A 25,544-nucleotide genomic window follows, 5' to 3' on the forward strand; every position below is an offset into this window, starting at 1 on the left:
GCACGAACGCAAACCGGGCGTCTTCGTTGCCGAAGACGCCCGGTTCGTTTTGCAATTGCTTCTAGCAGCGTTTAAACGGCTATTGACTTGCGCTTAATTGTCAGGGTGAGCCGACGTGAAAGCAGTGAACGCACTGTACGGCTGACTGATCGGCGAACCGTTGTTCATAATGCCGTAAGTATTGTCGCCACTGTCGAGGACGTAATACATTACCGACTGGATGTTGTGCGTCTTGCGCGCCGCATAGAATTCGGTCAGTTGCGACGTAATGTAGGTCGCACGGAAGCTTTCGGTCTCTTGCGGACCCGTGTTCCATTCGGTGATCATGAACGGTACGCCATAGCGAGCCTTACAATACGTTGGCAGGTCGAACGCCGGACCCTTACCGTCGCTGCCAATGGCGAAGATGTCGCCGTAGGCCGCGTAGTTGTGCCAGGTCGTAATGTCCCAGCGCAACGGCTGATGGCCGCTGGTGCCGTCCGGTTGCATGCCTTCCCAGAGCGCGTCGGCCGCGCCGATGTCCGCCACGCAGAAGTTGATACCGCATTTGGCCGATGGCTGGACCGACTTCACGCCGTCCATCATGCCGCGCATTGCACCGCGCATGATCGGCCAGTTGGTGTTGTTGAAGTCCACGGCCAACGCACCGGCATACGAGAAGTCCACTACGGTGGCGTTCTGGCGCGTCAATTCGTTGCCGCATTCGTACATCGTCACGCCATACGGCGCCATCGCTGCGGCGATCGTCTTCGCACCCGCCATGTTGTCCAGGTAGGCCGCGACCTCGTTGGGGTACAGCTGGCCGCTCGCATCGGTGACGCCCTGTTCGATCAGGACGAGTAGCTTGAGGCCGGCACTTTGGAAAGCCTGGGCGATCTTGACCACGGCGTTGATCTGATTCTGATCGGCCGTGCAACCAACGCGATACGTGCTACAGCCCATACCCCTCAGCAGCGATACGAGCTGCGTTGGCGTATAGGTGTAGTCAAAATGCCCGTTGACACCGTAGAACATGCCCGCGGTAGCCGCCGCAGCGATGCGCGGGTCGGACGAGGGGAGCCATTGCGCCTTCAGGTTCCGGACGTCCACGTTGACGTAGAATTGGCCGCCCGTGCCGCAAAGCCAGATTTTGCCGCCGTACCAGAGGACCAGGGACACGTTGTAGGTGTTGCCTACGGTCGCACCGTTGCAGTAGACCACGCCATTCACCAGCGTCCACACTGCGTTATCTCTGTCGATAATGTAGGGTGCACCGGGCAGTGTCGTACCTTCGGCCGACGTGCCGCCCATACGCGGGTCGAGGCAAGCTACCCACCCCGAACCATTCCACGAGTAGAACTGACCGCCGGTGCCTGAGCAGTAGACGGTGTTCCCGGAATAGATGATGAGCGTTACGTTCGAGGTATTACCGGCTTTCGCGCCGTTCCTGTACACCATGCCGCCTGACATAGTCCAGACAGCGCCGTTGCTGTCGGTGATCGAGCTTGCCGGAGGGATGGTCGTGCCGCTTGCCGAAGCGGCGGCATGTGCTTTGGCATCGGTAACGGCCTGCCCATTGCTGGCGCCGGTGTCGTCCGTCCCGCCGCCACCGCATGCGCTTAGCAAGTAGCTTCCGCCGATAGCCGCAAGGCCACTAATGAATTGACGTCGTTTTAGCATGGCAAATAATTCCACTGTCGAGAAGATTCTCGATAAATAAACCCCAGGATCTATTGATGGAGATTCGGGTAAATAAATGCGCACCAAACCGGGCGCTCGTTAATTAGTACAACTTATGGTCAAGTAAATCGGTTTTACTTCTTCTGGATATTCAGCGCCGCTTAGGCAACCGGAATAACTTTGATTAATACGGACGTTCTTTGGCAGGAAGCCATTCATCACTGACGCCGCGCTCGCTTGCGCGCACATTCAGCACACGAAATGGATATCTTCCGATGATTGCTCGAACTTGCGTGCCACGATTGAGGCAGGGTTTACCGCAAGCCATATCAACAGCTTCGGTAATTTGTGCAAAGATTCGTTGCAGGCGGGGTAAATGCTACCCGATCCAGCGCGAAAGCGCAGCAAAAGTAGGTCGATTTGGCCGAGAAAGCACGAACCTTTCCCATACTTTCCTTACTTCGCAAAAATGGTATTTTCTGAAGACGATTAGCGGAGAGTAGTTATTTTATTTAATTGTTCCCGACCCTTCATTTATCCGCATTCTTTACCGAGTCGCCTAACGTCGGCCACCTAATCGAAATAAAGTCGAAATGGAAATCAAATTACATTTGGAAACATTGTGGGACGGCAATTATTCCTTACTCGACTCAGTCGCCTTTGGCTAGCAGTCGTATTCGCGAAATGGCGACATTATAACGTCAGCCAAGCCGATTATTTTGTCGAAAACTCCGAATAGGATTATCAGTTGTCTATGCGCGGAACATCGCATGTAAGTTCTGGCGGCTGTGCGTCATTTGACGCAGGCATCGGTTAGCGCATTTGCCATTCCGACGGCTCTGTTAAGTACCGCTGTCGCAGCAAGGTACTGTTCCACTGAACGCCGTCCGCCACTGCGACGAACCGGCGTCGAGTTCCACGTGACTTCGCACGCGAACCGGAACGGCGACGCCGTGGCGGGACCGCGCTGCGTTCACGCGACGGCGTAACCCACTCGTGGCTGAACCGCAAGCTGCTGACGACACCGTGGCCAGCGCGGCAAATCGCACGCGCGTCCCCATCGGCATCAGCGTCCCTGACGGTTCGGACTAGTCGCCAGCGCGACCGCTGGCAAGATAGCGTCGTACGCCGGCATTTAAGCGCCCCAAGGAAGCGCCGGACGCCCTCCGAACCGGGTGATCGACACCGCGCCCACAGTAGCGCCAGAGGAAGGCGTGGCTGGAGGTGCCCGCGTACCTGCGCGAACACTGTCTGGCGCTGCTGGCACGGTCAGCGAGCTTAAAGATCAAATGCTCCTTTCCCGCTCGCAGAAACCCGCGAAGCCAAAGAAAAAACCCGCATCTCTGCGGGTCTTTTCTTTGGCAAGCGCACGTCTCGGCACGCTTTTCCACGGGCCCCAATCGAACCTCTGCAAGAGGCCCGACCGGGAAGCGGACACAATTTACATGTCCATGCCCATGCCGCCCATGCCGCCTGGCATGCCGCCAGGCATCGGTGCGTCTTCCTTCGGCAGTTCGCAAACAGCCGCGTCGGTCGTCAGCAGGAGACCTGCTACCGATGCTGCGTTTTGCAGTGCCGTACGCGTGACCTTGGTCGGGTCCACGACACCTGCGTCAACCAGGTCGACGTACTCGCCCGTTGCTGCGTTGTAGCCGTAGTTGCCCTGGCCAGCAGCAACTGCCGCCACGACGACGCTGGCTTCTTCGCCACCGTTCGTGACGATCTGACGCAGCGGCTCTTCCATTGCGCGCAGAACGATCTTGATGCCTGCGTCCTGATCGGCGTTAGCGCCCTTCAAGCCGGCGATCGCCGTACGTGCGCGGATCAGCGCAACGCCGCCGCCAGCAACGATGCCTTCTTCCACAGCTGCGCGCGTTGCGTGCAGTGCGTCTTCGACACGTGCCTTCTTTTCCTTCATTTCGACTTCGGTTGCAGCACCGACCTTGATCACTGCAACACCGCCTGCCAGCTTGGCAACGCGCTCTTGCAGCTTTTCACGGTCGTAGTCCGACGTAGCTTCTTCGATTTGCGTGCGCACTTGCTTCACACGCGCTTCGATGTTTGCAGCTTCGCCAGCGCCGTCGATGATCGTCGTGTTTTCCTTGCCCACTTCGATGCGCTTCGCCTGGCCCAGTTCTGCCAGCGTTGCCTTTTCGAGCGTCAGACCGGTTTCTTCAGCGATGACCTGGCCGCCGGTCAGGATCGCGATGTCTTCCAGCATGGCCTTACGGCGATCGCCGAAGCCCGGAGCCTTCACGGCAACCGTCTTCAGAATGCCGCGGATGTTGTTCACCACCAGCGTTGCCAGTGCTTCGCCTTCGACGTCTTCTGCGATGATCAGCAGCGGACGGCCAGCCTTGGCGACTTGTTCCAGTACCGGCAGCAGATCGCGGATGTTCGAAACCTTCTTGTCGTGCAGCAGCACGAACGGGTTTTCGAGCACGGCAACTTGCTTGTCCGGATTGTTGATGAAATACGGCGACAGGTAGCCGCGGTCGAATTGCATACCTTCGACAACGTCCAGCTCGTCTTGCAGCGACTTGCCGTCTTCGACGGTGATGACGCCTTCCTTGCCGACCTTGTCCATTGCTTCAGCGATACGATCGCCGATCGACGAGTCGCTGTTTGCCGAAATCGCGCCGACCTGTGCGATTTCCTTGTTGGTCGTGCACGGCTTGCTGATCTTGCGCAGCTCTTCGATAGCGGCCGTCACTGCCTTGTCGATACCGCGCTTCAGGTCCATCGGGTTCATGCCCGAAGCAACGTACTTCATGCCTTCGCGGACGATCGACTGAGCCAGAACCGTCGCGGTCGTGGTGCCGTCACCTGCGTTGTCGCTGGTCTTGGAAGCCACTTCCTTGACCATTTGCGCGCCCATGTTCTGGAGCTTGTCTTTCAGTTCGATCTCTTTTGCGACCGACACACCGTCCTTGGTGACCGTCGGGCCGCCGAAGCTGCGTTCCAGGACAACGTTGCGGCCTTTCGGACCCAGCGTGACCTTCACAGCGTTCGCGAGGATGTTCACGCCTTCAACCATCTTGGCACGGGCGGAATCACCGAATACGACGTCTTTAGCTGCCATCTTCTAACTCCTTGAATTCTTTGGATATAACCGGGCAAGTAGCGACTTTGCGCTTACTTGTTCACCACGGCCATGATGTCTTCTTCGCGCATCACCAGCAGTTCATTGCCGTCGACCTTGACGGTCTGGCCTGCGTACTTGCCGAACAGGACGCGGTCACCAACCTTCACGTCGAGCGCGATCTGTGCGCCCTTGTCGTCACGCTTACCCGGGCCGACCGCCAGGATTTCGCCCTGATCCGGCTTTTCTGCTGCGGCTTCGGGGATCACGATGCCCGACGCGGTCTTGGTTTCTTGATCCAGACGCTTGACGATCACGCGATCATGCAAAGGACGAAGGTTCATACATACTCCTCTCTTGATTGAAACTGAAGAACGCTTGGAAAACCCGGCTGACCGAGCCAACCGGCGAAGTTGTTAGCACTCTCGTGCAGCGAGTGCTAATTATATGGACGGGTGGTGACAAATTCAAGAAGGGATGCCGACGCGCGTGTCGTGCCGAGATCCACTTAACTTTGAACTTTGTTCACTTAGTTTGAAGCTTGCGTTGCAACAAAACTCGAGGTCGGCAGACAATCGCCATTGAAAACAAATACTTGAAATCTTTTCTCGCACATCCATGGGGTGTTGTCAGCTCCCGCGCGGACGGCCATTCAGAGAATCTGTACATCACAGTTAGATGGCCGACCCTCTCATTAGGGAAAACCCCTATCCGCTAGTAGCGAGAAGAGATTGCCAGACTGCAAGCTTCCGTGAAGCGTCCGCAGGGTTGTCAGATTGGACCAACGCGCTGCTATTCGATCTGCCTGCAACGATCAGTTTTTCCAAGGATGTGTTGATCACGCATCACGCGGCGCATCGAACAGCACATCACTAGTTGCCCCATATGGCGACTGGGCGGATTCGCGCACTCCGGACACAGGGCCAAGCGCCAAATCATGTGCAGCATTTAAGGGTGCAGCGGTCATTCATCCCTCGGAGCCAGTCGGCATTGCGGTTATTGATGCGTGGGCACGTAGGAGTCGGCTGAACACCCCTCACCGGTCATTCGCCAGCCACCCACTCTCAATGTCGTGTTCCGTTTCGGCGAATGCGTACTTTCGACCCGACGGCGAACGCACCAAATCGACCCATCTCTGACGTTGGTCGTCTCATCAAGCGAACGGCAGGTTTCGGGGGCGGAGCCGACGCCTAGACGTCCGACCGACGACGAATGTGAACGGCTGAAAGTGGCCGACAATTTGCCGGTGTGCCATGCAGCGGCTCTCGATGATCCGCTGGCCGGCTTCACATCCTTGCTGCAACTGGCCATCTGTATCAAGATGAAGCCGGCCGATCAGGAATAAGCGACTTCCATGACAGACGGTCCTCATCTCGATCCTGAACCTGATCCCGAAAAACTCACGGGCCCCGGCGGCATGACGTTGCGGCAGATCCACGAACAGGTGCAGAAGAGCGTCGAGCGCGACCGCGCAGCGCAGGCTGCGCACAAATCACCAGTTCGGCCGCAAAGCCGGTGGCAGCGGTGGGTGCGCTACGTATGGAGCCGCAGCGGACGTCGCTAGCGACGGTTTGATAACAGATGTGCCGGTCGCAGCACTTTCTCAGCAATTGACCTTATGGCCAAGCAACAGCCGTGTTTTCCGTCCCGCTCAAAAATTGAACTCCCGTAGGTCAGTAGTGTTACTAGTAGTCGGCTGCACGCGACCCGTTGCCGACGGTCGCGCTTTGAGGCGCTTTAGGGCAGGTAACCGAGCGGACCGGACATTCATGCCGGCTTCCCGGCTACAGCAATTCGATAATTGCGAGCCAGTAGACCGAGATCCCTTTCAGTTCGTCCGCAAGACAGGCAACAAGCGCGCGGGCGGCCAGCCGGGAGGCCCGGGCACCCAATGGCCCCATGATGAGCGTATGGTCGGCCAGATTGCCCGGCTCGACCGGCGTTCCCATCGTGGCCAGATAGTCAAGGGGGCAACCAGAATCTGGGCGTAACGCCCTAGCATCGTTGAAGTGGCCTTCGAGTCCTTCGACTGTCCAAAGCGAAATGCGACATCCACGCCTTCAACGATCAGGTCCTGCCGGTCGTCGGCAATTCGCAAGTCAACGTGCAAAGCCGGATGCGCGCTCATAAACCGTCCTATCCGCGGCATCACCTCGCGGACCCCGAAACTGGTCGACAAGGCAACGCGTAGACGGCCTCGCAGCTCCGTGGCTCCTCGCGCAGCGTAGTCTGCTTTAATTAACGCCAGGATCGGACCGCTCGCATCCGGGATGGCCCAAGCCGACGGCTGTGTACCGAAACGGATATGCTCGCTTACGGCTGTTCAGCGGTCGTTCGCCAAATGTCGGCAACAAACGACCACTACCGGGTTCAGTGAACGGGGCGTTTTCGACCCCCACCGAACCCCTTAACGCAGTGCGACGTGTGCTGCAACGTTTCAAGTCATACCTGAAAGCCCTAACCAGATTGAACCCGCCATATTTGGCAACGCATCTATTTTTGGCTGAATTGAATGAGTCATCCGTGCATTCTGTAAAGCAATCTTCTATATTCATTTGGCGAGGAAGAACTAAGGGACGCGTTGGCCGCCGCACGTCAGATATGCGGCAGTACGGGAGTCGTGTGCTTGAGGCATTGAGTCTTTTCGGCGAATTTGCGCCTGCATGCCTATTTCACCGACTTGCGTGATGTTGCCAGTCGGCTCAGTCAAAAAGGACAATAAGCAATGACGCTCAGCCGCGTGTTTAGCCTTGGCTATTCTTTGTTCGCAATTTGCGGACGAACTTTGGCGCTGATCAGCTCGTTCGCACTCGCCGCCTGCGGCGACAACCTTTCGGCCGATCCCGCTTACGTGACGATGGCACGGCCGCAGATCATGCAACTACTTTCGGACACGCAGACCTCCGGCGCCGTCGTCTATGTCGAATCGCCGAACGGAAACTGGAGCGAATCGTTCGGCAGTGCGCAGCGCGGCACTAGCACACCGATTCCGACTGACGCGAATTTCCGCGTTGGCAGCGTCACGAAAACCTGGACCGCCACGGTGATCCTGCAACTGGTGCAGGAAGGAAAACTAAGCCTCAGCGATACCGTCGGCAAGTACATTCCGAACGTGCCGAACGGCAATAGGATCACGATCGAACAGCTGCTAGGAATGCGTAGCGGCCTCTTCAATTACACGCGCGACCTCGGCTTCAATCAGAAGATAGACGCCCAACGCGGCAAGCTTTGGACCACGAGCGAACTCCTCGACATCGCATACAGCCATCAGGTCGATTTTGATCCGGGGACGTTGTTCGGTTACTCGAACACCAATACGGTGCTGCTCGGGATGCTAATCGAGCAACTGACCGGCATGAGCGCCGCCGACGCGATCAAGGCGCGCCTCTTCACGCCACTCGGTCTGACACAGACGTATCTGCCGCCGCAAACCAATACGTCCATACCGGCGCCGTTCGCGCATGGCTATCTATGGGGCACGAATGCGGAGACGGCGAACAGCCCAGCGCTGTCGCCCGCGCTTCAGGCGGCCGCAAAAAACGGCACGCTACAGCCGACCGACGTAACCGACGCGTCCGCATCATGGGGATGGACCGCCGGCTCCGGGCTGTCGGTGGCCAGAGAGTTGGCCATGTTCGTCAAGGCGATGGTCGGCGGTAACTATCTGAACACCGATCTGCAGGCCCGGCGTTTGTCGACCTGCACGGTCATCGCGCCTGGCGATCCCGATTCGCCGGCTTATTGCCTCGGTATCGCAAAGTGGGGCACGTACTACGGGCATAACGGGCAAATCAACGGTTTCAATACGTTCATGGTCAGCGCCCCGAACTCGAAGAACACTATCGTGGTTTGGGCCACGAGCGCGGATTCGCCCAATGGCACCGCGCCCGCCGATGCAATCGGAAAACTGCTGATTGCCGCGCTTGATAACGAGAACATCGTCGACGATCTCGACGAGATCAAGCCTTGAGCGCTAACGAAGACAAGAAGGCAACTGCGTGCAACGACGATCAAACGCGCTTCTTAAAACGCTAACCGGCCCCGGGAGACCCTGAAATGGAAAGAGGACTTGTGAAAATAGTATTGCGCCTGTCCGTGATTGCCACTGCGACGCTGGTGGTATCGTGCGGCGGATCGATCGACAGCAGTCATAGTACCGCCGTACCCGATTCGATCCTGCAGGTGATGCAAAAGCCGGCGTACAAAGGCGCGACGTGGTCGCTACAGGTCGTCGATCAGGGCACGGGAAACCTGATCTACGATCTGAACTCCAGCTCGCAGGTGTACATTGCGTCGGTGCGCAAGGTCTTTACAACCGGCAACGCGCTGAATGCGATCGGCGCGCAACACAGGGCGGTGACACCGGTCTATAAAACCGGCACCGTCGATGGGGCCGGCACGCTCAACGGCAATCTGATTCTGGTCGCGAGCGGCGATCTGACAATGGGCGGACGCGCGAATCCAGACGGCACGATTGCACTCACGTCGTTCGATCACAACGAAGCTAACGGTCTCGGCAATGCGGTGCTATCCGCGCCCGATCCGCTCGCCGGCTATAACTCACTCGCACAGCAGGTGGCAGCCGCCGGCATCACGAAGGTCAACGGTGACATCGTGATCGACGACCGGCTTTTCGCGGCGTTCGACTTCCGTGACGAGTTTATGGCAACCCCGATCTTCGTCAACGACGATCAGGTCGACGTGTCGTTCACCCAGAGCACTGAGGGCCAGCCGCTGCCATTCGACTACCGGCCCAGGTCGGGGGCGGTGACTGTGCAGTCGACCCTCTCGACCGGCAGCGCGTCGTCTGCCGCGTCGATCGACCTCGATCCGGACGAGCAACAAAAGTTTCTAACGTGTATCGGCACGACGCCGTGCGTCGGAAGCGTCAGCGGCTCGGTGCCGGTGGGTTACGTACCGGCGCCAGTGAATACGTTTCCGTTGGTCCGCACGTTCCGCATCACGGCGCCGTCGAGCTACGCGCGCACCGTGTTCATTGAAGCGCTGACGCGCGCAGGCGTCACGGTGACGGCCGTGCCGGTTGGCGTCAATGCCGCCGCGTCGCTGCCGGCGAAGGGCTCGTACTCGAACGCGCAACTGGTCGCGCAATTGACGGCCGCACCGTACGCGCAGGACATCCGGTTCGTCAACAAGGTCAGCTACAACCTTGGTGCCGACACGACGCTGCTTATGTGGGGTCTGGCAAAAAACAATTCGACCACGATGGACGCCGCCCTTGCGGCCGAGCAAACCGAATTGCAATCGACGTTCGCGATCTCGCCGAGCCAATATCACTTCGTTGACGGCAGCGGCGGCGGCGAAACCACTGCCAATGCCAAAGCTGTGATCTCGATGATGCGCGGGATGGTATCGAAACCCGACTTTGCCGCGTATGAAGATTCGATGCCGTCGCTTGGCGTCGATGGTTCGCTGACGACGGTCACCGCCTTCGAGTCCGATCCCACGCTTGCTGGCGCGAAAGGCCAGGTGCAGGCTAAGACCGGAACCTACGTCGTTGAAAATCCAGCTATACCCGGAACGGGGTTGCTCAGAGGGCAGGCGCTGGCCGGCTACATCACCGCAAAGAGCGGGCGGCGGCTCGTATTCTTCCTGACGGTGAACAACGTGCCGGTTCCCGGTGGCATTGCCGATGTGGTGACGGTGTTCAACGACGAGGGGACGATCGCAGCGACGTTGTGGAAACTGCAATGACGTTCGGCGCGCCGTGAGTCAGTGGCGCGCCCGGCCCGAAAACCGGGGCCTCAATATTGCGAGTAGACGATGCCGAGAATGTCGGCTTCGTCGTTGAACACGTCGAGCGCGGCGGCGGCCGAGCTGGCCGGGCCAGCGTGGTTGACGAAGAGCGCATAGGCAAGCTGGCGCCCGCTCTTCGCGCTGATGTAGCCCGCCATGTTGATTGCGACCAGCTGTCCGCTTGCGTCGATCGTCGCGCCGCTCTTGACCAGGATGTTCTCCTTGCCGACAACGGTTTTGCCGACTGCCGCGAGCGAACCGTCGGTGCCGAGAATCGACAGTGCATTGCGATACACGGTGGCGTTCGCGCCGCGGCTCATCATCGCGAGTAGCGTTGCGGTGGTGCGCGCGGTCGCGCGGCTGTCGGGCGTGCCGCTACCGTTGGTCGGAAAATCGAAGCTCCCGCCGTCGAGGCCGAGTGTACCGGTCAGATATTTGCGTTCGGTGCCGAGTGCATCGTCGACGGTGCGTCCGCCTTGCGCGACGCCCTGGTACATCAGGCTGAGGTTCGCACCGGTGTTCAGGCTGACTTTGAGGATGAGTTTCGCGAACTCCGAATAGGGCGGTGAGGTGAAGCTCGCGACCTGGTTCGCACTCATATTGCCAGGCGAAGAGGGCAATGACGCCGACGCATTCGCTTGCACCGAGGGTGCGCTTACGGCCACGCCAGCACGCGCGAGCGCATCGATGAACGCGGTGCGCGCGAACGACGGCGGATCGTCGACGCGCACGTTGCTCACATAGATGTCGTTGCCGATCAGCGCCGATCTGTACGCGAGCGGGATCGTCGCCGGGGTGTCGAGGCCGGCTTCGCCCGAGACTGTCGCCTTGCAGCCGGGTGTCGCGATGCAACTGAGCGGGGCTTCATTGAAGGCGTCGCCGGACACGACGATGTCGGGATCCGTACCGGCGGCGGTCCCGACGGCCGTGCCCTGGAACGTCATCGCGCTGGTGCGGGGTCGCCAGTCGAGCACCGCCGGCTGGCCGACGCCCACTCCCGGGCTCAGCGTCATGTCGATCACGTTCTCGTTGACGAGCATCGGCGAGATCAGCACATTGCCGTTTGGCACGCGAAACGAATCGAACAGGCGGTCGTCGACGATCACGTCGCCATTCACCGACGTAATGCCGGAGGCACGCACCTGAGCGGCAAGCGCATTCATCGCGGTGAGCGGATCTTCGGGCGTCAGGATCGCCCCTTGGAAACCCCGTGCGTCGTTATGATCGTAGTCGGTGAAGTCGACCGTGCCGTCCGGCTTCTGGCGGCCGCCGAACGTTAGATCGCCGGAGGCTTGGATGATCAGGTCGCCGGTCAGCTTGCCGGTCGCGTCGACCGTGCCGTTGCGATAAACGGGCGTCTGGAAGCGATGGTCCGCGCCGATCACGCCCAAAGCGGTGGCGACAGAGTAGAGCTTGCGCACCGAAGCGGTGAAAATCATCGTGTCGGGATTCAGCGAGTAGAGAATCTGACCTGTTCCCGCATCCATCACAATCATCGACCACTGTGATTGCGCGCTGATGTAGCGCGGCTTGTTCATCACTTGCGCATAGGGATCGGTGGCCGATATGTCGCTGCCGCACCCGACGATTAGCGAACACGATACTAGTACTGCGAAAACCGACCGCGACTGTGCGCGCATGGGTGTTCCTGCCTGAGTAGGAGATCTCTCAGCATAGGTTTCAGTGAACCGGGGTGCAAGGTATGCTTGTAACGCTCATATCATTCGCAGCAGCGCAAATTTGTACGATCGGCCGTAATTGGTTTTCGGAATCAATGACCGTTTAGAAGAGCGGACACGACGTCTGAATGTCCGAGCGACGGTACGGGCGAATGACGCTTCATCTGGCCGAACGCGGGCCGACGGCGAACGCACCAAATCGACCCGTTCCGGTCGCTCGGGCCGTCATGCGTTCGACGACCGCTTCCGAAACCAAAACGGTCGGCACCGGACACCCTGTCAGTACCCGTAACAGAGACTTTCGTTTGGCCTATACGCGGTCGCCAGTAGCGTTCCATTTCCGTGCGGTGGGCGAACGCGCTCCGCGATGTGGGCAAGGCCCCTGCGCTTGCGGGCGCCTTGCAAAAAGTACGTAGGCAACTGAAGGTACCCGAGCAGAACGAATTGATGCTCGACGATCAACCATCAGGGGTATCCGGGGAACACCTGATGGTCGGAGGGCAAGCGGCTCTGATCCTCGTTCGCCGTTCGAAATGTTCGTCGTCGGCTCCTGCACTACCCTATTCACGCCGCCCGTTGGCCGACCCGTCGGCGCCGCAGCTTCCCGTGGAAGATCATCAAGTGATACTCTGGAATGGTTTGGTGCTGAAGTCGGGAGAACGTCAGTTCACAGAGTTCGACTGGGAGAGAAATATGAAAGACGCTAAGGAGACCACAGCCGCAGTCACAGCTATTGAGGCTCGTGCCATCGCCAAAGAGGCTTACATCTATGGCTTCCCGATGGTAGACAACTACAGGATACAGTATGGGTACTTTGTAGATTGTGAAGATCCCGAATACAAAGCGCCATGGAATCATCTTAAGAATATTTCCCGCGTTTTCACTCCCGCAGACAAGACCGTTCAGACTCCAAACTCCGACACCCCCTATTCCTGGGCCGGGTTCGACCTGCGCACGGAACCCATTGTGATTACGGTCCCACCGGTCGAAAACGGGAGGTATTTCAGCGTCCAGTTAATCGACCTTTACACCCACAACTTTGATTACCTCGGCAGCCGCACCACCGGCAATGACGGCGGAAGCTTTATGATCGCGGGCCCCGATTGGCAGGGTGAAGCACCAGCGGAAATCACGAAAGTGATCCGTTGTGAGACGCAACTCGCATTGGCCTTATTTCGTATCCAGCTTTTCGATCCAGGCGATCTCGACAACGTTAAGACGATTCAATCCCGTTGTAACGTGCAGCCGCTGTCGACATTCCTGGGTAAGCCCGCAACTAGGGCTGCATCGTCTATTGATTTCATCAAGTCACTCACGCCTGATCAGCAGCGCACCTCACTCGAGTTTTTCAATGTTCTGAACTTCACCCTGCAGTTCTGTCGCACCGATCGCTCAGAGAAGGATCTACGAGTACGGCTCGCCAAACTTGGCATCGATGTAGGCAAGACCTTTGACGCGTCGGAGCTTACGCCAGAAATTCGTCAAGCAGTCACGGACGGCATGGCCGACGCCTGGGAGGACTTTCACGGCACGGTGCAGTACATCAATGCCGGGGAGTTGACTAGCGGCGACCTCTTTGGGACGCGGGAGTTTATGAAGAACAACTACCTCTACCGCATGACCGGCGCCGCACTCGGCATCTACGGCAATAGCAAACAGGAGGCGATGTATCCACCTTATTTCGTGGACGGAGCCGGACAGAAACTGGATGGATCCAAAAACCGCTATGCGCTGCGATTCACTCCAGGCCAGTTGCCACCGGTCAATTCTTTCTGGTCTCTGACGCTTTATGAACAGCCCGCGAGCCTGCTCTCGGCGAATTCACTTGACCGCTATCTTATTAACTCTCCGATGTTGCCTGATTTGAAACGGGATGTGGACGGCGGACTGACGCTTTATATTCAGCACGCTTCGCCCGGCAAGGATGAGGAGTCTAACTGGCTTCCCGCTCCGAACGGCCCTTTTTCTTTGATTATGCGTCTTTATTGGCCCAAGCCCGAGGCGCTTGATGGGACATGGAAGCAGCCGATGTTGCAAGCCGCGGACATGCAGGCGCAGTCGCTGGGGAGGATGGCATGACAAAGGCATCCGGGACTGGCGTCGATGTCACGCCTGAGACCTATATCCGCGCAGAATCCGATCGCCAGTTCGGCAACATCGTCGCAATGGCGGGCGGTGTGAACCGTTTCTATCATTTTCGAAGTCTCACGCCGCTGGACAAACAGAACGTCGTGCGGATGAATCGGGACACGCTCTATTCGATGGCCATTGTCGATACGTCGAAAGGGGCCACGATAACGGTACCTGAACTCCCGAAGAACCGTTATGCATCGGTCTACCTTGTAGATAACGACCACTATTGCCCCGGCGCGATCTACACTGCGGGCACGCATAAACTGCCGCAGGACACGAAGTACCTGGGCATCGGCGTCCGAATTCAAGTCGTTAATTCGAAAGACCCGCAGGAAATCGACTTGATCAACCAACTCCAGGATCAATTTATTATCAAGGCCGACAGCGCCGATCCGCTTCCCCCATTCAAATGGAACGGGGATTCCCTGACGGCACTGACAGAAGAGTACGAAAAGCAGGCAGCCCAGCACGGCAGTTACAAGGGAATGATGGGGTCGCGTGGTAAGGCTGACGAAGCCACCCGGCACCTCGCAGCAGCAGCGGCCTGGGGGCTGTTTCCGGAGTGGGACGCCACCTACCTGAACTACAGCGGCAACCACAATCCGAATGTCTGCCACAGGGCAACCTATCAGGTTCCCGAGAATAAGGCCTTCTGGTCCATCACTGTTTATGGCGACGACGGCTACATGAAAAGCGAGAACAACATCGTCAATTCGTCGACCGCAAAAATCAATGGCGACGGCACTTTCACAGTTCACTACGGATCTAAGGAAGCCTGCGGCGATGTTGCGAACCGGCTCGACGTCACTGAAGGTTGGAATTTCCTCATGCGGATTTATCGCCCTGGTCCGTCCGTTTTGAACGGGAGCTACAAGCTACCCGCGGTTGTAGCAGTCAAATAGGCAGGCCGCGCGTAGATCCGCCAGAGAAACCCTGACCCGAGCCGCGGGCGGGCATTGCTTAGTTTTCGCAGCGAGGCACGCAAACACGGCGCGCCGGAGGGCTTTGCCAGTTCGGGTAAACCAACTGGCATGTGGAAGTCTAGATCTCCCCGCAGTTCAGCCTCAGACCGTATAGCCAAGCGGCGCAACGGGGCAGCGAGACCAAGTTCATCAACGGATACCAGCGGCGCGCTTGGAGACATCACTGCAAAGTCCGGATTGGATCTTGGATTGTCTCCATCAGTCGCACCAAGACAAACCTGCCCCTTGGGGTTAGCCAGACCGGCGAGCTCGTATATGCCAAGGTTGGGCAAGATTAGCGCGTTGGACGGCCGCTATCAAGCGCAAAGCTGCCGCCTAGATTTCAAGTATTTGTACCTGCGGATGGCCGCAACTGGCCGGTTGCCGAAGATCGAAGTTCGAGCGCTGCGCGTCCTCGGCCCGAGCTTCCGGCCCCGACCCACTGCCGCCGCTCAACACCGCCGGGACTCGGCGGCAGCTTTCAAGTCCGACAACGGCCGCTTGTCCTACCCGCATCGGACGGCAAAAACCGGCCTTCGCGGGCATTGGAGTCCGCTCGCATCCTGGTCAGTCGCGCAGTCGATTTATTTGCTGATTTTGGAAATGGTTTGACGGGCATCTTCGGCAACAAGCACTGGTCGCATCGGACAGCAGGGAAATGCGCGCTGGCGACCGCGCCCCGATGCCCGAATGCGACGTCAATTTTAGCTCGACTTTCTACGGCGGCTGAAGTCTCAGCCTGCACGGCCGGCGGATTCTGACTTTCGAGAATCGGTTCGTCTGCCAGTCATTTTTAGATCAACATAATCTATATAAATCAATCAGATACGCGCCCCCACGCCGGGCGATCGTTGGCACGGGCCTTGCGTTGTTTAACGCACGGAGCATCCAACGCCATTAAAGCAGTCCGCACAGGACTCACCTACGGAGACGACACCCATGATTCGATTTTTCCCCCCGCGCTCTAGCGCGCGGCGTTAGAAAGCCGCAACTCAACTTCCCCCGTCTGTCCTGATCACCGACTGCCTCCCCGGCCGGCGGGACAGATGCGTCCGTCGATTGTTCGTCACTGTACTGGCACGCCCGCCGATGCCACCGCGCAGTCCATTCAGGAAGCAACCCGCAAGGAGACGATATGCAAGTCACTGGTATGTTGTACGGCTCAAGACTGTTGAAATTCGGCGGTTTTCCCACTGCCGAAGTTCTCGGCCCTGACGCAAGCGAAGAGCAGATCAAGGCCCTGATCGATCGTCATGGCTCGGTATTCGTGAAGCCTATGTTCAAGGGTGGCATAGGCAAAAAGGGCAAGGCGGGACTCATCGGGCGAGCGAGCGACCTGAAAACCGCACTGAAGGAGAAGGAGCGCCTGTACTTCGCCGAACACCGGCATGGAAATCAGACCGCCAAGGCTAATGGCGTGACCTTCGAAGGCGCAGTGCCGGCGCAGCATGAAGTGTATTTCTCGATCACCGATTCGACGCGCTTCAGGGCGCCTACGATGACACTCACGCATCACGGCGGCGTCGACATCGAGGAACTGGACCCGAGCATGATCGTGCACGTGCCGTTTGATCCGCTCACCGGGCTGAAGGCGTTCGTCGTCGCCAACGCGCTGTCGCGCCTGAACGCGCCTAAGGAAATCATTTCGCCGCTGGTCCAACACCTGCCAAAACTGTGGGAGCTATATCACAACTTCGGCATGACGACGCTCGAGCTGAACCCGATCCGCATGCAGGCCGGTCGCGATGGCCGGCTGACGCCAGTCGCATGCGATTTCAAATGCGGCTTTGATCGCGACGACGTTCGCTGGCAGCGGCTCGACATACCCGCGCACGTGTTCTCGGTCGACTATTCCGATTTTGAATCAGAGATCAACCAGTTGCGAACCTACCAGGGTCAAAGCGACGTCTATGTGATCAACGAAGGCGGCACGATCCTCGCGCCGACTTTTGGCGGCGGCGCCAACTCGCTGGTGTCGGAGATCCTGGGCGACGACGCGATCATTTCCTCGGACTTCGGTGGGAATCCTCCCTACGAAAAGATGAAGGAAGTGGCTCGCATCTGTTTCAAGCACTGGCTGAAACAGACCAACGTGCTGTTCATCATCGGCGGGAAGTCGAACAACACCGATATCTTCGAGACGCTGCGCGCAATGGCCGATGCGTTGCGCGAGCATTTCAGCAAGAACGGACCGACGCCGCTTTACGTGGTGATCGGGCGCGGCGGCCCTAATCTTGTACGCGGCATGGGTGCAATGCGTGATACGTGCGATGCGCTCGGCCTGCCCTACAGCATTTTCGGGTTCGATTCGGATATCAGCGAAGTGATCCAGTACGCGAAGGCGGCGGACGCGTGGATGAAAGCAGGCGGCCGCGAGCTGGTCTGCGCGACGCCCAGCAGTGCGCAACGCTCGCCCGCCCAGGCCTGAACTGACATGACTTGAGCATCTAATCAATCTGGAGAAAGACCATGTACAGGCACGGTGCAGGAGATTTCAAATACTACGTCGGCATCAGTTCGCTCGCGCAGGCTGCCTGCCGAGAGGACCGTGTGTGCGTGCTGAACATACTCGGGGGCGAGTCGCGACAAGTCACGCCGGTGGGCCACGCGTATTCGGGAGGTAACGTGGTTTTCGGCACGTCGCCCGGACGCCGCGGACAGGTGCTGGAGACTTCGCTTGGCAATATCCCCGTGTACAACAGCGTGCTGGAAGGGCTGCAGGACGGCCATCGTTTTAACTGCGGCGTGATCTATTTGCCCCCATCCGCTGCGCGCGACGGTGTGGCCGAACTGATTCGCGTCAATCCCGAACTCAAGAAAATCTTCATCGTCACGGAGAAATTGTCCGTGCACGATTCGCGCGAGATCCGGGCGATGGGGCAGCAAAACGGCATCGACATCTTCGGCGGAAATAGCCTCGGCATTGCCGATGCGTGGAACCGCGTGCGCATCGGCGGCGCACTCGGCGGCGATAGCCCTGACGAGGCACTCAGGAAAGGTTCGATCGCGATCTTCTCAAACTCGGGAAATTTCACGACAACGATCGCGACATACCTGCGGATGGCCGGCTGGGGAACGACTACGCTGATGTCGAGTGGTAAGGACGTTTATATCCATTTCGCGGCGCCGGAGTTCGCGTTCGCGCTCGCCAATGACGCGCGCAGCAAGGCGGCGGTGCTGTACTCGGAGCCGGGCGGATACTACGAACTCGAAGCGAATTTCAGCAAGCCGGTGGTCGCCTGCGTGGTTGGCCGCTGGAAGCAGAAACTGACGCGAGCGGTCGGCCATGCGGGAGCATTGGCCGGCGGCAACGACGACGCTGCATCAAAAGAGCGCTGGTTCATGGAAAAGTTTGGCGTCGATCGACCGTTCGCACCGGACGATCCGGTGTGTAGCGCAAAAGGCGCGCTCGTAACCAATATCGCCCACATTCCGGCGGCCCTGACGGCGGTGATGCATGAAAACGGTGCGCGGCCGGACTTCGCGCCAGAAGGCAGTCTCGCGCTCAAGCCATGGTTTCGCTCATCAATAGGGATTGCATTGCCGCCCGAGCTCGACCTGCCGGTTGTCGCAGCGTTGCCGCCGTATGACGCACAGATCGCCGCGCTGAACCAACAGGTCGGCATCGTGTTGCCCCGCCAGAATATGAAGGACGCTTCGGGCGCATCGCAGATGGATCCGGGCACGCAGGTGACGAGTCTGCACGGCGTGCCGGTGCTACAGGCCGTGCAGTATTCGCTCGAGGGCAACCTTTGCCTAGCGCTGTTGCATGAACCGGGGGGCACAAACGACGCGAAACTCGTCAGTGTTGCGGTCGGCGCCGAACTCAACCTGCATGGCGACGCGACGCTTGCGGCGGCGCAAGCCGCGCGCGACGCGGGCAACGCACCGAATAGCGTCCTCGCGGCGGCGGCGAGCATTGTCGGGCCTCGTCGCGCGGACCGCGCGCGACGGGCTGCGCAAGCGTTCGTCGACCTCGGCACCGTGGCCGGCCTGCGTGATGCGCTCGACGAAGACTTCGCGTTGTCGTTGCTGCAGTCCGACGCCGAGACGCGCGCGTTGCTCACGTGTGAGGCGCCCGACGAGAAGGCCCAGGCGATGTTCGCAGGTCTGGCGAATCGAGAAGCGAAGTCCGTGTTCATCCGCTATTTACAGGGCCTCGATGGACACCCGAACGCCGATGCCGTGCTGGCTGCAATCACCACGACGCTCGCGTGGGGGCCGCTGATGCGCAAACGCGTATCGCGGATGACCGTCGAAAACCTGCCATGGTGGATGCGCCTGTTCGGAACGCTGATCGGCGCGTCGGCCGACGCCGCACAACATGAAGCGGGACGCTTCTGCGGTATCGCGATGGACGAGGTGCTAGGACAGCACTCGCTGACCGATGTCGCGTGCGCCGCGTTGATTGGGGGCAAGCCGGATGAAGTTGAGCTGTTTGGATTTCAGACGCTCGTGGGCCTGCTGCTCACGAACGGACCGGGCGCGATCTCCGCGCAGGGCGCGAAGGGCGCAGTATCGGCGGACGGTCCCGAAACGCCGGAACGAGTCCAACTCAACAAAGCGATGGTCGGCTTTCTCACCCACGCGGGCTACGCGCATGGCGGCAATGGCTTCGAGGGAGTGGAGTTCCTGCTTGAGCGTTTTAAGAAGGTCGCGATGACCGATCCCGGTGATCCGACGCACGGTCTCGACCTGAAAGCGATGGCTGCCGGATTCGCACGTGCATATGGCGAGGAGCGGACACAACGCAAGGAGGTCGGCGCACAGCAACCCACGGCGCTGCCCTGCATCAACCATCCGGTATTCAAGGGCAAGCCTATCAACGTCGATCCCAGGGAGGCGTTCGTGCGTCAACGCTTCGAGGCTCGGGGCGAGTACAACGTCTTCCATGACTACTACCGCGCGCTGGTGCAGGCGTTGTACGACGAAAACGTGACGCGCAACGTGTTCGCGGTCAACGTGGATGCAGTGATTGCCTCTGTGTTGCTGAAGATGCTGTGGGCTCGCCATCGGGCGGGGGACTTCTCCAATCAGGCGCTGGAGACCGCGGCCTTTACCGTGTTCCTGTATGGCCGGATGATCGGCTGCGCTGCGGAGGTTGACGACCATATGAATCGCGGCCGCAATCTCGACACGCGCACCCCTCAGGCGAGCGTACGATTCGTTGCATGAGCGCAAAAACCTGTCGATACGATCGACTGATCAGATCAAAGACCGGGCCGCCTTCGAGCGTTCTATCGGAATGCGGCGCCGGCCTTCAAACGCCGAGGAGACACTTCGTGCAAGTTACTTCCAACACATCACAGCCAGTGCCGGCGCCGCAACCGGAAATCAAGCCCCGATTCTGGCCAGAGGGCTGGTGGAAACTGATGGAATACCGGATCGGTATCATTCCGCTGCCGGTCTACGTCATCCTGCTCGCGCTGATCGCGGGTTTCGCGATTACCGGGAAGGTGCCCGGCGAAATCTCAATGGCGATCGCCGTATTGGCCTTCTTCGGTTTTACGTGCGCGGAGATCGGCAAGCGCCTGCCGATCGTGCGCAATATCGGCGCGGCCGCGATCTTCGCGACCTTTATCCCGTCCGCGCTGACTTACTACCATTTGCTGCCCAAGCCCATCCTCACGCTCACGACGGATTTCACGAAATCGACCAACTTCCTGTACCTGTTTATTGCGTCGATCATCGTGGGCAGCATTCTGAGCATGGACCGGCGTGTGCTGATCCAGGGATTTATCAAGATCTTCGTGCCGCTCGCGCTTGGCTCGGTTGCGGCGGGTATTGTCGGGACGCTCGTCGGCACGGCACTCGGGCTCGGCACGCGCCATACGTTCTTCTATATCGTTGTGCCGATCATGGCGGGCGGCATCGGCGAAGGCGCAATACCCTTGTCGGTCGGCTATTCGGAAATCCTGCATCTGCCGCAAGGCGAACTGTTCGCCCAGGTGCTGCCGCCCGTGATGCTCGGCAGTCTCACTGCGATCATCTTCGCGGGCGCGCTCGATAGGGTCGGCAAACGCTTTCCGCATCTCACGGGTCAGGGGCGTCTGCAAGTCGGCGAAGAGGACGAAATGAACCCGGTGGAGGAGGAAATTCGCGGACACGTCGACGTCTCCCACATCGCGGCGGCGGGAATCACCGCCATCACGCTGTACCTGCTCGGGCTGATGTGCCGCAACATGTTCGGGCTGCCCGCGCCGGTGGCCATGCTATTTCTCGCGGTGCTGGTCAAGCTCGCCCGGGCGGTGTCGCCGCCATTGCAGGAAGGCGCGTTCGTCGTCTATAAGTTCTTCTCGACGGCCGTGACCTATCCGCTGCTATTCGCAATCGGCGTGGCGATGACGCCGTGGGACAAACTGATGGCTGCGTTCACGCTGGTGAACATCATCACCATCGTCGCAACGGTAGCCACGCTGATGGGGACCGGCTTTGCGGTCGGTCGCATGATGAAGATGTACCCTATCGACACCGCGATCGTGAACGCCTGTCACAGCGGGCAGGGCGGGACCGGCGACGTCGCCATCCTCACAGCCGCCAACCGCATGCAGCTGATGCCGTTTGCGCAGATCGCCACCCGCATTGGCGGGGCGATCGTCGTCACGGTCACGTTGATCGTGCTAGCGCACATGGGATGATGCGTCGCGGTTGGCAATCGTCGAGACACCGTCGCCCACGTCGGGATCGGGCGGTCATTTCCGGAATCGAGCGCCATAAGGCGACGTTCAGCATGAAGATAAGCGGTATTCCATTGTGGGGATGGGCGGCCGCCGCGGCGCTTTACTTCGGCGTGGCGGCCGCCGCGGTCGAGTTTGCGTCGGACCGTTCGATCAATGCGCTTGCGGAGGTCGGCGCGCACCGGCTCGACCTGTATGCCGCCAGCCTGAAGAGCGAGCTCGGCCGCTACGAGATGATGCCTTCGATCGTCGCGAGGCAGGAAAGCGTGCGCGCGTTGTTGAGTGCGATGCCCGACCCATCGGCCGGACTTCTAAACACGGTCAATACCTATCTTGACGCGGTGAATCGCGAGGCCGGCAGCGTTGCCGTGGACGTGATCGACCAGCACGGCCTGGTCATCGCCGCGAGCAACTGGAACCGGCCAGAAAGCTTCGTCGGCACCAACGTGTCTTATCGGCCGTATTTCCAGGACGCGCTCGCACATGGATCGGGCCGGTTCTTCGGTATCGGCACGAACACCGGCATGCCTGGCCTCTATTTCGCGAGCGCGGTGCGCGAGGCGGATGGGCCGATCGGGGCCACGGCCGTCAAGGTCAGCGTAGACGCGCTCGAATCCGCGTGGCGGGTGCCGGGCGTCGCGGCGATGGTGATCGATAGTAACGGCGTGATTGTCATTTCCACGGTTCCGGCGTGGAAGTTCACGTCGCTTAGACCGATAACGGCGCGGCAGCAGCGGCAGATTCAGGCATCGCGCCAATATGCCGGCCGTAGCGTAGAAGCGCTGCCGTACCGGCGCCTTGGTGACTGGGACACTTCGGCGTGGTTTGCACGCCTTCCCGACTGGGGTCGCCCGGGCCACGAGCGGCGCTATCTGGCCATGTCGCGAACCGCGCCCCAGGCCGGCGATTCGATCATGATCGTGCTCGACCTCTCGGGCGCACGGCACCAGCAACAGATCGCGCTCGCGTTCGTTACGGGGGGCTTCCTCATCGTCGGGCTGTATTGCCTCTATGCGATCCAGCGCCGCCGCGCCATAGCGGAAAAACTCAGGGCACAGGACGCGCTGCGCAGCGCCAATGATCGGCTGGAGATCACGGTTCGCGAGCGCACGGCGGCACTGACGCAGGCCAATGAAAGGATGCGGGAGGAGATTGTCGAGCGCATACGCACCGAACAGCTACTGCGGGATTCCCAGCAAGAGGTCGTGCATGCGGGCAAGCTCGCGGTGCTCGGACAAATGGCGGCCGGTCTGACGCATGAACTGAACCAGCCGCTCGTTGCCATCAAAACGCTCTGCGACAATGCACGGACGTTTTTCGAACGCAATCAACCTGCGCCTGCCATCGGAAACCTCGAACGAATTTCGCGGCTCGTCGACAGCATGGCGATACTCACAAGCGAACTCAAGACCTTCGCCCGCAAGCCTGAATTCGAACGTGTCGCGGTGTCACTGAATGAAGCGGTCGCGCACGCGGCGCTGATCTATGATGCACGGATTCGCGCTGAGCAGGTGCAACTCGATGTGCTGATCCCGGCCGGCACGACGATATGCGCAGAGCCGAGCCAACTGCAGCAGGTGATCGTCAACCTGCTTGGCAATGCGCTGGATGCCGTCGCGGATCAGGATAAGCGCGTGATCGCCATCGAAGCTTCCAGAACCGAACGGCCGAGCCGTGTGCGGTTCACCGTCAGCGACAGTGGCGCGGGCATCGCGCCGGGGGTTCTGGCGCATCTATTCGAACCATTCGTGACGACGAAGCCGCGAGGCCACGGCTTGGGTCTCGGGCTCGCGATTACCTCGCGTCTTGTGGACGGCTTTGGCGCGCGAATCTCCGCTGCAAACCGACCCAACGGCGGCGCACAATTCACTATTGAATTTTCCGTGGCGACGGAGCACGAGGCAGCCAATGGGCGATGAGATTAGCGTTGTTGTGGTCGAAGACGATGAGAACGTGCGTCTCGGCGTCGAGCAGGCGGTTGCTTTGGCTGGCTTTCCAGTGCGGGCGTATGAGTCGGCGGCCGCGGCGCTGGCGGAGGTCGCACCGGGTGCACCGGTGGTGATCGTGTCCGATGTACGGATGCCGGGCATCGACGGTCTGAAACTGCTCGAACGTGTCCTTGCGATCGATCCACGGATCCCTGTTGTACTGATCAGCGGGCACGCGGACATCGCGACAGCGGTGGGGGCGATGCGAACGGGCGCCTATGATTTCATCGAGAAGCCCTTTTCGTCGGACCACATCGCGAGTCGTGTAACACGCGCTGTCGAGAAGCGCCGTTTGACGCTCGAAGTGCAGGGTTTGCGCGCGGCGCTGCACAACTGGCGGGGAATAGAGGCGCTTGTGCTTGGCAAGTCGCCCGCGATCGTCGAGGTTCGACGGAAAATCCTGCGGCTGGCGGATACCTCAGTGTCGGTGCTGATTACCGGCGAAACGGGCACGGGCAAGGAACTGATCGCCCGTGGACTGCACGATTTCGGTGGGCGCCGCGATCATCATTTCGTTGCGCTCAACTGTGGCGGCTTACCCGAGCAGCTATTCGAGAGTGAGCTATTCGGTCATGAGGCCGGTGCGTTCACGGGTGCAATCAGGAACCGCATCGGCAAGATCGAATGGGCCACCGGCGGCACGCTCTTTCTGGACGAGATCGAAACGATGCCGATCGCATTGCAGATCAAGATGCTGCGGGTATTGCAGGAACGCCAGATTGAGCGACTTGGCTCGAACGAGGCGATAGCTGTCGATTGCCGGATCGTGGCGGCATCGAAGGCAGATCTCGTCGAACTTGCGACAGACGGACGTTTTCGCGCTGACCTGCTGTATCGGTTGAACGTCGCGCTGATCGATTTACCCCCGTTGCGCGAACGTCGGGAAGACATACCGCTCCTATTCGAGCACTTCGTACTCGCTGCTGCACGCCGTTTCGGGCTGTCAGCTCCGATTGTGTCTGCATCGCAGGTCTCGGAGCTAATGACGCATCAGTGGCCCGGCAATGTGCGGGAGTTGCAGAATGTCGCCGATCGCTTTGTGCTTGGACTCGATGGCGATCGTCTCCTGTCGGCCGGCGTGCAGCGGATCAAAAACGGAACGCTGGCGGAGCAACTTGCCCATTTCGAACATATGCTGATCGCGGATATGCTGCGGCGTCACAACGGGAATATCGCCGAGGCCAGCGCGGAACTGGGAATGCCAAAGAAGACGCTATATCACAAGGTGCGTCAACTGAAGTTTCCGGGCGGAGACGAGCAAAGCGAAGGACTCGACGCTTGAGGGAGCGCCGCAATCATGCAGTGCTCAATATCCCGAATGCGCGGCTGCTTCCCGGGTGGAACGGACGTTTGGATGTCCGAGTGACGGCGCGAACGAATGACGGTTGATGGCCCAGAGTGTGTCAAAACGCATTTTTGAAGCGCTAAAATTCTTCATCCGATAGCGGAGGATGAGCACGATGAAGCGATTCGTTCAAGGCGATAGTCGTACGCAAAGCTTTCTCCTTCCCGAAGCGCTTGATGACTACGTGACCGACACCAATCCTGTGCGCGTGGTGGATGTCTTTGTGGATGAGCTCGATCTTCAGAAGCTCGGGTTTGAAGGTGTT

General features: G+C 59.4%; 15 protein-coding genes and 2 pseudogenes. 11 read left to right on the forward strand and 6 right to left on the reverse strand.

What is annotated here, in order from left to right; all coding sequences use genetic code 11:
* Positions 1-93: 93 nt before the first annotated feature.
* From F759_RS0123340 to groES, 3 genes are all read right to left on the reverse strand, one after another.
* Positions 94-1,659: a hypothetical protein gene (locus F759_RS0123340; protein ID WP_027801987.1), complete on the reverse strand. Its 1,566-nt coding sequence runs from the start codon at positions 1,657-1,659 to the stop codon at positions 94-96.
* Between the two features lie 1,441 nt (positions 1,660-3,100).
* Positions 3,101-4,741 carry a chaperonin GroEL gene (gene groL, locus F759_RS0123345; protein WP_027801988.1) on the reverse strand — a complete coding sequence of 547 codons (1,641 nt, stop codon included), beginning with the start codon at positions 4,739-4,741 and terminating at the stop codon, positions 3,101-3,103.
* A 53-nt stretch (positions 4,742-4,794) separates the two neighbouring features.
* A complete protein-coding gene (gene groES, locus F759_RS0123350; RefSeq protein ID WP_006047749.1) occupies positions 4,795-5,085 on the reverse strand; it encodes a co-chaperone GroES in 291 nt (96 codons plus the stop codon).
* A gap of 1,010 nt (positions 5,086-6,095) precedes the next feature.
* On the opposite strand from groES, the gene F759_RS0123360 reads away from it, so the two are divergent.
* A complete protein-coding gene (locus F759_RS0123360) occupies positions 6,096-6,305 on the forward strand; it encodes a hypothetical protein (protein WP_027801989.1) in 210 nt (69 codons plus the stop codon).
* A gap of 220 nt (positions 6,306-6,525) precedes the next feature.
* Here the strand turns inward: F759_RS0123360 and F759_RS44275 are convergent, their stop codons facing one another.
* Positions 6,526-6,690 carry a hypothetical protein gene (locus F759_RS44275; protein WP_244438896.1) on the reverse strand — a complete coding sequence of 55 codons (165 nt, stop codon included), beginning with the start codon at positions 6,688-6,690 and terminating at the stop codon, positions 6,526-6,528.
* A 77-nt stretch (positions 6,691-6,767) separates the two neighbouring features.
* Positions 6,768-6,890 (reverse strand): annotated as a pseudogene (locus tag F759_RS44280) (LysR family transcriptional regulator); the annotation flags it as partial.
* Positions 6,891-7,466: 576 nt separating this feature from the next.
* On the opposite strand from F759_RS44280, the gene F759_RS38390 reads away from it, so the two are divergent.
* Both F759_RS38390 and dacB read left to right on the forward strand, forming a co-directional pair.
* Positions 7,467-8,711: a serine hydrolase domain-containing protein gene (locus F759_RS38390; protein WP_051377428.1), complete on the forward strand. Its 1,245-nt coding sequence runs from the start codon at positions 7,467-7,469 to the stop codon at positions 8,709-8,711.
* A 101-nt stretch (positions 8,712-8,812) separates the two neighbouring features.
* Positions 8,813-10,453, forward strand: coding sequence for a D-alanyl-D-alanine carboxypeptidase/D-alanyl-D-alanine endopeptidase (gene dacB / locus F759_RS0123375; protein WP_027801990.1), 1,641 nt, complete (start codon positions 8,813-8,815; stop codon positions 10,451-10,453).
* 50 nt (positions 10,454-10,503) lie between these two features.
* Here dacB and F759_RS0123380 read toward each other — a convergent pair whose 3' ends face one another.
* Positions 10,504-12,033: a D-alanyl-D-alanine carboxypeptidase/D-alanyl-D-alanine-endopeptidase gene (locus F759_RS0123380; protein ID WP_161633331.1), complete on the reverse strand. Its 1,530-nt coding sequence runs from the start codon at positions 12,031-12,033 to the stop codon at positions 10,504-10,506.
* Positions 12,034-12,543: 510 nt separating this feature from the next.
* Between F759_RS0123380 and F759_RS38395 the strand changes: the two genes are divergently transcribed.
* From F759_RS38395 to F759_RS42315, 8 genes and pseudogenes are all read left to right on the forward strand, one after another.
* Positions 12,544-14,253 carry a DUF1254 domain-containing protein gene (locus F759_RS38395; protein WP_244438894.1) on the forward strand — a complete coding sequence of 570 codons (1,710 nt, stop codon included), beginning with the start codon at positions 12,544-12,546 and terminating at the stop codon, positions 14,251-14,253.
* Positions 14,250-15,209, forward strand: coding sequence for a DUF1254 domain-containing protein (locus tag F759_RS0123390; RefSeq protein WP_027801992.1), 960 nt, complete (start codon positions 14,250-14,252; stop codon positions 15,207-15,209). Before F759_RS38395 ends, F759_RS0123390 begins: the two co-directional genes overlap by 4 nt.
* A gap of 1,195 nt (positions 15,210-16,404) precedes the next feature.
* Positions 16,405-17,697 carry an ATP citrate lyase citrate-binding domain-containing protein gene (locus F759_RS38400; RefSeq protein ID WP_051377429.1) on the forward strand — a complete coding sequence of 431 codons (1,293 nt, stop codon included), beginning with the start codon at positions 16,405-16,407 and terminating at the stop codon, positions 17,695-17,697.
* A 41-nt stretch (positions 17,698-17,738) separates the two neighbouring features.
* Entirely contained in the window at positions 17,739-20,444 is a 2,706-nt protein-coding gene (locus F759_RS0123405) for a CoA-binding protein (protein WP_027801994.1), read from the forward strand.
* 107 nt (positions 20,445-20,551) lie between these two features.
* Positions 20,552-21,907, forward strand: coding sequence for a 2-hydroxycarboxylate transporter family protein (locus tag F759_RS0123410; protein WP_027801995.1), 1,356 nt, complete (start codon positions 20,552-20,554; stop codon positions 21,905-21,907).
* Between the two features lie 92 nt (positions 21,908-21,999).
* Positions 22,000-23,865 carry a sensor histidine kinase gene (locus tag F759_RS0123415; RefSeq protein ID WP_027801996.1) on the forward strand — a complete coding sequence of 622 codons (1,866 nt, stop codon included), beginning with the start codon at positions 22,000-22,002 and terminating at the stop codon, positions 23,863-23,865.
* Positions 23,855-25,216: a sigma-54-dependent transcriptional regulator gene (locus tag F759_RS0123420; protein WP_027801997.1), complete on the forward strand. Its 1,362-nt coding sequence runs from the start codon at positions 23,855-23,857 to the stop codon at positions 25,214-25,216. The genes F759_RS0123415 and F759_RS0123420 overlap by 11 nt, the downstream gene beginning before the upstream one ends.
* 178 nt (positions 25,217-25,394) lie before the next feature.
* Positions 25,395-25,544 (forward strand): annotated as a pseudogene (locus F759_RS42315) (IS5/IS1182 family transposase); the annotation flags it as partial.

It is taken from the genome of Paraburkholderia dilworthii (assembly GCF_000472525.1).
Classification (GTDB): domain Bacteria; phylum Pseudomonadota; class Gammaproteobacteria; order Burkholderiales; family Burkholderiaceae; genus Paraburkholderia; species Paraburkholderia dilworthii.

Coding starts and splice junctions, on each gene's coding strand:
- F759_RS0123340 (WP_027801987.1), bottom strand. CDS start 1,659: ATGCTAAAACGACGTCAATTCATTAGTGGCCTTGCGGCTATCGGCGGA.
- groL (WP_027801988.1), bottom strand. CDS start 4,741: ATGGCAGCTAAAGACGTCGTATTCGGTGATTCCGCCCGTGCCAAGATG.
- groES (WP_006047749.1), bottom strand. CDS start 5,085: ATGAACCTTCGTCCTTTGCATGATCGCGTGATCGTCAAGCGTCTGGAT.
- F759_RS0123360 (WP_027801989.1), top strand. CDS start 6,096: ATGACAGACGGTCCTCATCTCGATCCTGAACCTGATCCCGAAAAACTC.
- F759_RS44275 (WP_244438896.1), bottom strand. CDS start 6,690: ATGGGAACGCCGGTCGAGCCGGGCAATCTGGCCGACCATACGCTCATC.
- F759_RS38390 (WP_051377428.1), top strand. CDS start 7,467: ATGACGCTCAGCCGCGTGTTTAGCCTTGGCTATTCTTTGTTCGCAATT.
- F759_RS0123380 (WP_161633331.1), bottom strand. CDS start 12,033: ATGAACAAGCCGCGCTACATCAGCGCGCAATCACAGTGGTCGATGATT.
- F759_RS0123390 (WP_027801992.1), top strand. CDS start 14,250: ATGACAAAGGCATCCGGGACTGGCGTCGATGTCACGCCTGAGACCTAT.
- F759_RS38400 (WP_051377429.1), top strand. CDS start 16,405: ATGCAAGTCACTGGTATGTTGTACGGCTCAAGACTGTTGAAATTCGGC.
- F759_RS0123405 (WP_027801994.1), top strand. CDS start 17,739: ATGTACAGGCACGGTGCAGGAGATTTCAAATACTACGTCGGCATCAGT.
- F759_RS0123415 (WP_027801996.1), top strand. CDS start 22,000: ATGAAGATAAGCGGTATTCCATTGTGGGGATGGGCGGCCGCCGCGGCG.
- F759_RS0123420 (WP_027801997.1), top strand. CDS start 23,855: ATGGGCGATGAGATTAGCGTTGTTGTGGTCGAAGACGATGAGAACGTG.